This window comes from Nostoc sp., from assembly GCF_036916735.1.
In the GTDB taxonomy this organism is placed as follows: Bacteria; Cyanobacteriota; Cyanobacteriia; order Cyanobacteriales; family Nostocaceae; genus Nostoc.
Map to the genome: position 1 here is coordinate 25,687 of NZ_JBALFV010000035.1, position 12,065 is coordinate 37,751.

Annotated in this window: 9 protein-coding genes; 5 read left to right on the plus strand and 4 right to left on the minus strand. The window is 40.7% G+C overall.

The window, feature by feature from the left end; all coding sequences use genetic code 11:
* The first annotated feature begins 92 nt into the window (after window positions 1-92).
* Entirely contained in the window at window positions 93-2,381 is a 2,289-nt protein-coding gene (locus V7L20_RS08790; RefSeq protein ID WP_334743703.1) for an FUSC family protein, read from the plus strand.
* A 351-nt stretch (window positions 2,382-2,732) separates the two neighbouring features.
* On the opposite strand, the gene V7L20_RS08795 is transcribed toward V7L20_RS08790, so the two are convergent.
* Window positions 2,733-3,131, minus strand: coding sequence for a peptidoglycan-binding domain-containing protein (locus tag V7L20_RS08795; RefSeq protein ID WP_334743704.1), 399 nt, complete (start codon window positions 3,129-3,131; stop codon window positions 2,733-2,735).
* Between the two features lie 475 nt (window positions 3,132-3,606).
* Here V7L20_RS08795 and V7L20_RS08800 point away from each other — a divergent pair, with 475 nt between their 5' ends.
* On the plus strand, window positions 3,607-4,455 hold the full coding sequence (locus V7L20_RS08800) for a GNAT family N-acetyltransferase (RefSeq protein WP_334743705.1): 849 nt from the start codon (window positions 3,607-3,609) through the stop codon (window positions 4,453-4,455).
* A 104-nt stretch (window positions 4,456-4,559) separates the two neighbouring features.
* Here V7L20_RS08800 and V7L20_RS08805 read toward each other — a convergent pair whose 3' ends face one another.
* From V7L20_RS08805 to V7L20_RS08815, 3 genes are read right to left on the minus strand one after another with little or no spacing between them, the layout of a single operon-like run.
* The gene (locus tag V7L20_RS08805) at window positions 4,560-6,173 is read right to left on the minus strand and encodes an ATP-binding response regulator (RefSeq protein ID WP_334743706.1); all 1,614 of its coding nucleotides are present in this window, start codon (window positions 6,171-6,173) and stop codon (window positions 4,560-4,562) included.
* Window positions 6,174-6,227: 54 nt separating this feature from the next.
* Entirely contained in the window at window positions 6,228-6,833 is a 606-nt protein-coding gene (locus V7L20_RS08810; RefSeq protein WP_334743707.1) for a chemotaxis protein CheC, read from the minus strand.
* Between the two features lie 6 nt (window positions 6,834-6,839).
* Window positions 6,840-7,205, minus strand: coding sequence for a response regulator (locus tag V7L20_RS08815; RefSeq protein ID WP_334743708.1), 366 nt, complete (start codon window positions 7,203-7,205; stop codon window positions 6,840-6,842).
* A gap of 666 nt (window positions 7,206-7,871) precedes the next feature.
* On the opposite strand from V7L20_RS08815, the gene V7L20_RS08820 reads away from it, so the two are divergent.
* The 3 genes from V7L20_RS08820 to V7L20_RS08830 are packed head-to-tail and all read left to right on the plus strand — an operon-like array spanning window position 7,872 to window position 11,904.
* A complete protein-coding gene (locus tag V7L20_RS08820; RefSeq protein WP_334743709.1) occupies window positions 7,872-10,115 on the plus strand; it encodes a chemotaxis protein CheA in 2,244 nt (747 codons plus the stop codon).
* Window positions 10,108-10,566, plus strand: a complete 459-nt coding sequence (locus V7L20_RS08825; RefSeq protein WP_334743710.1) for a chemotaxis protein CheW — start codon at window positions 10,108-10,110, stop codon at window positions 10,564-10,566. Before V7L20_RS08820 ends, V7L20_RS08825 begins: the two co-directional genes overlap by 8 nt.
* 33 nt (window positions 10,567-10,599) lie before the next feature.
* The gene (locus tag V7L20_RS08830) at window positions 10,600-11,904 is read left to right on the plus strand and encodes a methyl-accepting chemotaxis protein (protein ID WP_334743711.1); all 1,305 of its coding nucleotides are present in this window, start codon (window positions 10,600-10,602) and stop codon (window positions 11,902-11,904) included.
* The last annotated feature ends 161 nt before the right edge of the window (window positions 11,905-12,065 follow it).

Genomic DNA, 12,065 nt, shown 5'->3' on the forward strand with positions numbered 1-12,065 from the left:
AAAAGACATATTACAACCATCCTCCACTCAGTTATATCTGGCTAAAATGCTTTAAGAAGCGATCGCGCTTTGTTATAGTCGCCAGTCTCATAATGTCATTTACAGATAAACGTCCTCTGGGTTGGTTGTTGCAGCAGTTTCAACTCCAACCAGGTAAACCCGCCATTGCTTCTGGATTGCGTAGCCTTTTTATACTGGGTGTTCCAATTGGAGTTGGAATCCTTACAGGTCATGCTGCTGAAAGTGCGATCGCCACTATGGCAGCTTGGTTTGTTGGGATGGTAAATGTTGACGGAGCCTACCGTCAGCGAGCGATTGCGATGATCGCAGCTACGATTGGGGTAACTGTGATGTTCATAATCGCAAGTCTGGTTAGCAGTCATCTCTGGTTAGCTATTCCAACCACATTCTTGGTAATATTTATCACAGGTTTAGCAAATCTCTATGGCAACGTGGCTGCATCTGTCAGCTTGATTACTTCGATTATGTTTGTGATTGCGCTGGCTAGATTCGCTTCATTTTCTAATTTGTCTACTCTTATTCAACACTGTGGGCTATGTTTGGCTGGTGGAACATGGACAACTGTCTTGTCTTTAGGACTGTGGGTGGTGCGTCCTTATGTACCTGCAATGCAGATAGTTGCTAACTGTTATTTCTCATTAAGCAATTTTGTGGACTTGATAGGCTACAGAGCATTAAATCCAAAGGATCGTCAGGATTGGGAACAGCGATTTTTGCAAGCTCAGGATACAGTTATTCAGAACTTGACATCTGCTCGTAGCGTCTGGACAACTATTTGGACTAGGCAAAAAGGAGCTAACCTGCGGGGAAATCAGTTACTTGTATTAATTGAGGATATAAATCAAATTGTCAATTCTGTTGTAGCACTGAACGAACTGTTAGCGATCGCATCCGAACATCAACTATTTTCTCGGTTACAAAAAGAAATTCAGCAAGTAGTAGAACAGTTGGCAATTGCTTTGCGAATGTTATCACAAGCGATTGCTAAAGGGAAAAGCTCACCTCACTTAGGGGATCTGGATCGGAGTGTTGAAGTACTAGAACACCAAAGACAAGTTCTGCGTTCTCAAGTCCTCAATCAAACCATCACTGCTCAAACAGATGAATATTCCGATCTAGTTAATCTTAGGAAAATTACAGCCAGTATGACAAAGCTGGCAGAGCAAATTCATACTGATGCAGAGATTGTTACAGATTTAAGCCAAGGAAAACTGCGTAACAGCAATACCCAGCGAGATATTTCCCCCCCAGCCCAACCAGAGCCTTCTACAATTATTGATACACTGCGAAATAATTTCACTTTTGATTCAGTCCTCTTTCGTCATGCGTTGCGTCTGGCACTAATAACAACGCTTGCAGAATTACTTGCCTCACTATTGCAACTACCTAGAGGCTACTGGATAACACTCACAGCTTTAGTTGCACTTAAACCTAACTTTGGGGGAACGTCACAGACAACAGTCCAAAGAGTCGTTGGCACTATTTTGGGTGGAATTATTGGCATTGGTCTGATTTTACTAGTTAAGAATTCATTAGCGAGTGCAGCTTGTTTCCTGCTGCTAGTGTTTATTGCGATGTCGGTGCGATCGTTAAGCTATAGCATATTCATCGTACTGCTCACTCCCGCCATCATATTGCTACTCAACATAATTAGTGCAGGTGGCTGGAAGGTTGGAGTATTGCGAATCTTCGATAGCTTTGCTGGGGGTGTCTTAGCACTACTTGGTAGCTATTTGCTTTTCCCGCGTTGGGAACGACAGCAACTTCCTGCACAACTGGAAAAGACAATTCGAGCTAATCTTGCTTACTTTCAACAGGTAATTGCTAACTATCTCCATCCAGAACATAATGCGTTTGCTGATTCTATCAACATGCTACGCCACCAAGCAGCGCTAGAAAACGTCAACGCTAACGCCGCAGCTCAACGATTGTTCAGCGAACCTCGTCACATTCACGGAGAAATCGAACCTGTAATGACGCTGATGGCATACATTCGTGGCTTTTTCAGTTCGGTAACAACTTTGGCAGAACATCTGCGGGAATTTAGCGGCGAGTACCAATTTACTGAACTCAAGCGACTTGCCGATGCCATTGTCCAAGTTTTGGAAAACTTAGCAGATGCCCTTGGACAGAGACAGCCACCCCAACCATTACCAGCACTCGATAGCTATCTCGAAGCAATTCACAACCAAATCCGACAGTTACATACTGCTCGGTTATCAGAGATTGCCACCAATTCCAACACTTTAACTCCCACATTACAAGCCGTTCGAGAACAAACTCTACTCTCTACAGAACTGGATCGAATTGTTAATGAAATTAAAGTTATGCACTGTGTAATTGCTCGTCTGCAAGAATAATTTTCTTTATTGCTTAATTGTTGATTACTTTAGGGTTTGGTGGGAAAGCTTACTGTATTCTTAATAACGTTCGGTTAGGGACTTATAATTAAAAAAATAATCAATCGCTGTGTAAGCAGAGGAGCAGAGGAGAAGGTTTGCAGGTTTTACCTAACAGATTATTAGGCAACTTATAGGCGCGACAGTTTAGAAGAGAAGCAGGGGGAAATAACCAATTGTCCATCAACTCTTTCCTCCCTTGCTCCCCTGTCTCAAGAGCTTATCCGAACTGTATTGACTGTCTTTATCTCTATCAAAATCGTAGGTGTAGAGTGGTTTTACTTGAAATCTACTCAAAAAGCTGAAACCATTTTATTTGAGAGATGCCATAGTTCGGCGTCCAATCATTCCGTCTGCTCTTAATCCTTTAGACTTTTGAAATTTCATTACTGCTGAACGTGTCTTGTTATCAAAAACACCATTCACACTTGCGGTATAAAATCCTTGCTGCTTTAAAAGATTCTGAGCATTTTTGACTGCCTCTCCTCTGCTACCTACTGTCAGTACGCTACTATGGTTTGCCATACTATTAGGCTTATGCATACTATTAGGCTTATGCATAGCATTAGGCTTTTTCATGGTGCCACCGGGATTTTGAGCAATCTGGGTAGCAGTAGTCATCTTGTGGCTTTTATTATTGCTTAAAGAATAAGCAGGCGCAGCAGTAGCTAAAGCCAAGGCAGGGAGCAAAGCAAGTACTTTCCAATTCATCTGTTTTGTTCCTTCTAAGTATGAGAATTCTGACAATTTCTATTAGAAGAGTCATCCAAATAAGGGTTAATACCTTATAGTGATTCTTCTCAGTAAACTCTGGCGTGTGGGTTTAGTCTAGGGGGTCTATTTTTTAACCCAGAGCTATAGCATCACACGTTATATTGACAGAGCTATTGCAAAATTGTGACAAAAGCATGACTAATTTATTTAGAATTGTGTCGTACAAAGTCTTACTCTTGATTTGTGAGAATTTCCTAAAATCTTTAAATCACTGCTAAAAAAAATGGCGATCGCACTTGCAAAATCGTGTATTAGTATATGGTAATAGAACAGTAGTATTTGAGTGAATGATGCTCAAGGGACTGGAAGTCGCAGTTATACAAAAAAGTAATATAAAAAAAGTAATATTAAGAGTTCTCACTCAGTTTGCAAAAGCAAAGTTAAATAGTTAACAGCCTAGCAGTAAAAAGATATGATGAACACTGACAACTTTATCGTCCGCCCAATGAACAGGTCGGAAATGGATTTGGCGATTACTTGGGCAGCAACCGAAGGTTGGAATCCAGGAAGCTATGATGCTCAATCTTTTTATCAAACTGACGAAAGCGGTTTTTTTTTGGGTGAGTTGAATGGTGAACCGGTGGGGTGCATTTCTGCTGTTGCTTACGATCCACACTTTGGCATTCTAGGTTTTTACATTGTGAAACCCCAGTTTCGTGGGCAGGGGTTGGGTATGAAAATTTGGAAGACAGCAATCGACTATCTGGGTGCTGATCGTAACATTGGCTTGGATGGTGTAGCAGCTCAACAAGATAACTACAAAAAGTCTGGTTTCCAAATCGCTTATAACCATATTCGTTATAAAGGGGTGGGTGGCGGTATTGTGCCTGCTGGGATCGTGGATTTGAAAACAGTGCCTTTTGAAGAGTTGGTGGCTTACGATCGCCAATTTTTTCCTTCTAAGCGATCGCTGTTTCTGCAACATTGGATTGAACAGCCAGAGAGTACTGCTTTCGGGTTTCTCAAAAATGGATATCTTGCTGGTTACGGAGTTATCCGGTCTGCCCATACAGGTTTTAGGGTTGGGCCACTGTTTGCTAATGATGAACAGATTGCTGAAGCATTGTTTCAAGCCTTGCTTGCACAAAATCCTCATGCTTCAGTGTTTTTTGATGTGCCAGATACAAATCTACAAGCGATTGACCTAGTTCAACGTTACCAATTGCAGCCAGTCTCTCAAACTGCTCGGATGTACACTAAAGAAATTCCTAGTTTACCTATTAATCGCATTTTTGCTGTGACAAGTTTAGAACTAGGTTAGAGACGTACAAACAATGTCTTTACACCTCTACTATACAATTCCACTGTTAGCGCGTGAATTTTTATCTTAATCTGCGTGCGTCAAACTTGATACCTTTTAAAAGGTCAATTCTTAACAAGGGCTGCGATCGCAGCTACCAATTTGGCAGGATCGGCTGGTTTAGCGATATGGAGTTGAAATCCGGCTGTAAAAACTTGTTTTTGTGTCGTTTCTGCGGCGTAAGCACTTAAAGCGATCGCCGGAATTTGTCCACCTAAGTTAGCGGGCATTTCTCGTAACTTTCTAATCAAAGTGTAACCGTCAACATCTGGCATACCTAAATCACTTAACAGCAAATCTGGCTTTGACTGCATAATTGCAGTCAGTGCTTCACTGGCAGATGCTGCGATCGTCACAATTGCTCCCTGCTGTTCCAATAAAAAAGCCAGAAACTCACGGGTATCAGTATTATCATCTACAATTAACAAACGTATTCCTTTTAGTGGAGCATAAAGTGTAGAGGCTGAATAGGAATCGTCTGATACATTGTCATTTTCACTTTCTAATTCCTGATGTTGAAACATGGGTAAGCAAACTCTAAACGTCGCACCTTGCCCTTCTCCTAAACTCTCTGCCCAAACTGTACCGCCATGTAACTCGACAAGTTGACGCACAATCGCCAAACCAAGCCCTAATCCACCAAAACTTCGGGTTGTACGACTATCTGCCTGACGGAAATACTCAAATACGTATGGCAGAAAGTCAGGACTAATACCTTTACCCGTGTCACTAACTCTCAGTTGTACCTCAGAATTAATCTGTTCTAAGTAGACTTCAACCTGTCCACCGGATGGTGTGAATTTAACAGCATTAGAGAGCAGATTCCAAATAATTTGTTGAATCCGATTACTATCACCCTTCACCTGTCCAATTTCTTTATCCAAATGAAGATTAATTTGAATGGACTTTGCTTCTGCTGCCAATTGCACTGTCTCTAAGGCAGCTTGAATATTAAAAACAAGATTAACCGTTTCTAAATTCAGTGCTAGCTTGCCCCGGAGAATGCGAGAAATATCCAACAAATCTTCAATCAACTGAGCTTGTAATTCAGCATTTCGTTCGATTGTTTCCAAGGCACGCACAGTAGTAGCTTCGTTTAATGAACGGTTTTTCAGTAGCTTTGCCCAGCCTAAAATTGGATTAAGAGGAGAACGAAGTTCATGAGAAACAATTGCTAAAAATTCATCTTTAATCCGGTTTGCTGCCTCAGCAACTTCTTTCGCCTTTTGACGTTCTTCTGCTATTGCTAAAGCCTGATCGCGGAGATTTTTATATTCCTGAACTCGGAACGTTAAATCCGTCAAATCTTCAATTGAAAACAGAGCATAAAATCTATCACTATCCAATGCAGGTACAGCAGTAACAGTTGTATGTTGAATGCGGTATTTATCTTTGGATATCGGTACTGGAATGATATATTTATGCAGTTGAGAAGAAAAGATTGTCGGAGGCCCGCCTTGAAAAATTTGGTACAAACGGCTAGCATAACGAGGTTGATTCAGATGAGGAAAATATTCATGAATAGAATTTCCCAATATATTACTTCTCGGAATTTTTGTCCATTCCTCTAAGCAGCAGTTCCAGAAAATAACAATATAATCTGACTGTAGAACAAAAGCTCCTAAAGGAATTTTATCTAAAAGGCTAAATTTTTCCTGAGCTTGTTCAATTGTAATCATTCTATTATCAAATCTTAATACTTTTTTCAACGATTTTTGCTAGCATTCTATATATTATTTGATTATTTCTATTTCCTCCTTCATTGCATTCATAAGCGCATCAAAAGTGCCCACCAAAAATATTAAAATAATATCTCCGATAATTTCTAAGCGTTCAATTGTGAAACTGGCTTGTGCCAGTAAGATTTTTGAATCGCTCTCGTATGCAGATAATAATAAATTTTCAAGGGTATCTTCTAAATAAACGGGCAATGTGTAGTTTAAATGCCTCTTTAACACATTACTGAGTGAACCCATTACCCCATTTATGACAATGTTACCAATTTCGCTCAAAGTGCCAATTTTGACCGCATCTAGGTCAGCCGATGGATCTTCACCTGTAAGCACTGCAACCAATGTTGATGCGCTGTCAGTTGGAAAAATTAAGCTAGCAGTGCCATAGAAAGAGCCTGTAAAGCGTAGTTTTACAGATGTCAATGTATCATCATGAAATCGTTTTGTTAATTCTTGATATGCTTCGTTAGCAGTTAAGACTTTAACAACTGGAATTTTCAGACGAATGTGAGAGTCTACCATTTCATTCAGTAGACTTGCTGCTCGACCAACTCCAATATTAATTAACTCTTGCAGGGCATCCAGTTCTTCTTCTGTTACATTCATGAAAACTTATTCCTTGGTACTAAGAACTTCCTGGACTGCCTTTCGCAATTCACTTTCTTTTGGCGGTTTATTAATAAAGTTGACTGCCCCCAAGTTATAGCTTTCATTGCGTGCTCCATCTTGGATATCGGCGGAAATGATAATGGTGGGAATTTTTAAGTCTTTATCTTGCATAGCTTTCAAAAATTCAAACCCATTCATATCTGGCATTAGAAGATCCACTAATAGGCAATTTGGCTTATGGTTATAAACCATTTCTAATCCCTCACGCCCATTAGTTGCTTCGATAATTTCATAACCATCGACTTGCAGAAACTTACGGATCATTCTGCGAGAAAAAGCTGCATCATCGATAATCAAAACCACTGCCATCAGTTTTGTCCTTTTATGCTTTAACTTAATAATTCTTGATTTCGGCTAACTTGCATACATTATTAATTAAAAGAAATGAATCAAATAATAAATATAATTTTACAATTATTAAAAATGATAGTTTCTGAAAAATTATCAAACTCCCTGAAACTGTAATGCTATACTGTAAAGCTAAAATTTTTAATAATGGTAACTTTTTAAAATTTATTAAGGATTTGAAATCCTATCTTATCCCAGCCTTCCTATCCGTTGCCAATGCAAAATTGTTGTTTGGTGAATATAGGTTAGATGGTAGATTTCTCGAAGGCTCATGTCATTAAGATACATTTTTAAGCATAGTTGCTTGACATTTTTGAGTAGTACTAAGGTTGGTAGGATTTGATAAACTGACGTTAGCGTTCGCGTAGCGTCTCGTAGAGAAGCGGGGCAAAACGCACGTCGTATTATTTGCACTTGTAACATTCTCTGTCTTAACGAGGACTATTGTTGAAACTTTGAGTTGAATGGCAACGAGAAAATTGCCTATATTTTAACTATATCATTAAGGCAAATATTATGTCTTCAGCCTGAGACAAGACAAACATCTTTCTTTAGATAGAGATTGCTGAGGTGGAATATTAAATTAGTATTAAAATATAGATATATAAAACTTTACTTTGTTAGCCAATGGAGTTAAATGAAATTGACGATGATATAGAAGCATTTCTCGTTGAAAGCTATGAGAACTTGAATCATATTGAAGGCGATATTATTGAGCTAGAAAAAACATCTGCAAATGGAGAAGCATTAGTTCGCATTTATCGCTCACTCCATACGCTTAAAGGAAATTGCGGCTTTTTACCGTTTCCTAATTTGGAATCACTTGCTCATGCTGGGGAGAATTTGCTCTCGTGTCTGCGCGATCGCCAACTAGCAATTACCCCTGACATTATTAGTATTTTACTACAGACAGTTGACAGCATTCGGCAAATGCTGTTTCAAATTCAAGCGACAAAGCATGAAGGCGATCGCAATTATTCAGCACTGATCGGGGCTTTAACTCGATTGTCAGAAGTTAAACAGACTCCAAAAGCCTCTCAATCGCATGAGCCTGCTGTTAATACACAAACGCTACAAATAGATGCAGAAGCTAGTGAGTCTGTTGAGTCTGTCAATCACGAACTCACAGAAATATCAACTCTGACAACCTCAGAATCTGCTTATATCCGAGTCAATGTTAATCTGCTAGATCAGATGATGAACCTAGTGGGTGAACTTGTTTTAGCCCGTAACCAGATAATCGAATTTAGTACAAAATTTAAGGATAATAATTTTGCTGCTACCTGCCAGCACCTGAGCCTACTTACAGCCGAGTTGCAGTCAGGGGTAATGAAAACTCGGCTGCAACCAATTAGTACCATCTGGCAAAAGTTCCCTCGCGTCACCCGCGATTTAGCGATCGCTTCTGGTAAAGAAGTTGAAGTGGAAATGGAGGGGGCAGATACTGAACTAGATAAAAGTATTATTGAAACAATCAAAGACCCCTTGACGCACTTATTACGCAACTGCATCGATCATGGGATTGAATTACCAGCCGAGCGGGTTGCTTGTGGAAAGCCAAGCGTAGGGCGGCTATTTCTCAGAGCCTTTCACGAAAGCGGCAAAGTCAATATTGAAATTGGCGATGATGGTCGCGGTCTGAATTTAGAACGGCTCAAAGGACGAGCGCAGCAACTTGGTTTAGTGAACCCTGTGCAGGCTGCAACCATGAGCGAATCAGAAGCGATGAACTTAATTTTTTTATCCAGCTTCTCCACTGCTAAACAGGTAACTCACCTTTCCGGGCGAGGGGTTGGGATGGATATTGTCAAGAGCAATATTGAGAAGATTAACGGAACGGTTGAAATTCACAGCCAACAGGGACAAGGAACAACCTTCAAAATCAAAATTCCGTTGACATTAGCAATTATTCCAGCGTTGATTGTCACTAGTGGGGGCGATCGCTATGCTATTTCTCAAGGGAGTCTACAAGAGCTAGTACGCCTAGAAGCACTCAATAGCATTGAGATATTATACGATGTGCCTGTATATCGCTTGCGGGGTAATCTTGTACCATTGATTTACCTCAATCAAGTATTGCAACAGGATAGTGTCAGCAACTTAGAAACACTCAGTTTGGTAATTGTGGAAGTTGATAATTATCGCTTTGGATTGGTCGTGGACACAATCGAAGATATCCAAGATATTGTAGTTAAACCTTTGGCAAGACAGTTAAAGGCGCTATCCCTATTTGCAGGAGCCACCGTTTTAGGAGATGGCACTGTGGCATTAATTATTGATGTTGTTGGTCTGGCAAACCGAACTGGTATAACCGCTAAACAAAAGCAGTTATTGAGCGAAAATGCTGCAAATAGCCAAGAGCAAGCAGGCGACCGCCAAACAATTTTGCTGTTTGAAGGCCCCCAAGGCGCACGTATGGGCATTCCACTGGCGATCGCATTTCGGCTGGAAGAGATTCCTGCTTCTGCTGTCGAAAAGGTGGCTAATCAGGATGTCTTCCAGTATTATGATCAAATTCTGCCACTGATTGATCTTTATAAGATATTTTCTGATAGCGATGCCTTCTCTACGAGACGCTACGCGAACGGCGGGCTACGCCAACGCAATCACCTTGATGATGAAGCTTTGGCGATAGTTGCAGAAACGCTCCAGATAATTATTGTCTCTCCTTACGCAGAACTCAGTGTTGGACTAGTAGTTGATCGCATTCTCGACATTGTGGAAGAACCACTAACCATTAAAGGTATCCCTAGTAGACCTGGTGTGCTTTTCTGTGCTGTAATTCAAGGAAAAATCACAGAAATTCTAGACATTGAGACTGTAATTCGGATTGCCAACCCTCATTTGCTGCAACTAGCGACTCATGACTGAACAACAAATTTGCACATTTTTTCTCAAAGGAGTTTACTTTGGTATTGACGTGCAACACGTTCAAGAAGTGATTCGTCCCCAACCAATGACTCGTGTACCTTTGGCACCACCAGATATTTGTGGATTGATTAATTTACGTGGACAAATTATTACTGTGATCGATTTGCAGCGTCGATTAGAGATGAGCCAGCCGCAGACACAATCAACTACAAAACTTGGAGATGCAGCCCAAGGATTTAATATCGTTCTATGTTCTGATAATGAAATAGTTAGTCTGCTCGTCGATGATGTGGGAGATGTTTTAGAGTTTGCACACAACACCTTTCAACCCCCACCCGCAACGTTAAAAGGTAGAATGCGTCAAATGCTAGCAGGAGCTTACCCGCTCCCAGAGGGATTTCTGTTAGTTTTAGACGGCGAGAAAATTCTAGATGTTAATTTAACAAATTAGATTATCGAGTAATTAATTCAGGAGCGCTTTGCAATGACTATAAATCGGGCTGGGAAAACAGCCAACTCTAAATCTCCCTCGGTGGATAGTGCAGATTCGCAACCGACCGATGACAGTGTAATAAAAGTGCAATTGCAAGCGTTATTAATAGCACTTAAGGCGGCAAAAAACGGTGATTTTACCGTCCGTTTAGCTGATGAGAATAATGAACTAGGTGAAATTGTCTCAGTTTTTAATGAATTGGTGAGTTTAAATCAAAACTTTGCTAATGAAGTTAATCGCTTGGCATCCGAGATTGGTATCGAAGGAAAGCTCGGTTCTCAAGCCGTTGTCAAAGGAGCAGGTGGGAGTTGGAAAGAATCGCTCGATAACTTGAATCAGATGTCTACAAATTTAAGAGAGCAGATAAAAGGTATTAATGAGGTCAGTCTTTCCGTCGCTCAAGGAAATTTATCCAAGCAAATTGAGGCAAGCAATGCAGGAGAATTTAAGCAGCTCACGGATAATGCAAATCAGATGATTAACAGCTTGAGGTCTTCAATCAGACAGATGACAGAGGTGGCAACAGCAGTTACATATTCTGCAGAAGAACTGACCGCAGTCAGTAAAGAAATGACTGAGAACGCCGAACAAACAGCCGAACAGGCCACTTCTGCGTCCGCCTCAGCTGAACAGGTAAGTCAAAATACCAATACAGTTGTGACTGCGGTGGAAGAGATGAATGCTAGCATTCGAGAAATTGCTAAGACCGTTACCCAAGGAGCAAAGGTGACGACCGAGGCAGTTAAAACAGCTGACCGCACAAATGAGACAATTAACAAACTCGGTCAAAGCAGCATCGAAATTGGCAAAGTTATTAAAGTCATTACCTCGATCGCAGGGCAAACAAACTTACTAGCACTCAATGCTACGATTGAGGCGGCTAGAGCCGGGGATGCAGGTAGAGGATTTGCCGTTGTCGCCAACGAGGTGAAAGAATTAGCCAAACAAACGGCAAGTGCTACTGAAGATATAAGCTTGCGAATTGAAGCAATTCAGACAGATACAAAAAGTGCCGTTCAAGCCATCACTCTGATTACTAGTATTATCAATCAAATCAACGACTTCCAAAGCACGATCGCCAGTGCTATTGAGCAACAAACAGCAACTACGAATGAAATTGGTCGAAATATGGCTGAGGCAGCCAAAGGAACATCAGATATTGCCAAAAACATTGGAATTGTGGCACTCAATACTCAAAGTATGACTACTGGAACCAGTAATACTTTAGAAGCAGCTACAGAACTATCTCGAATGGCAGTAGATTTGCAGAAAGTTGTTAACCAGTTTAAATATTAGTTTTTTGTCCCCAATCCCGAAGAAGAGGCAGGGGACTAGAGGAGATATATTTGAGAATGCAACAATGAGTCTTTGATACTCATGAATCCACCTCAGAACTCCGTTAACGAGTCTTTGATACTCGTGAATCCACCTCAGAACTCCGTTAACGAGTCTTTGAT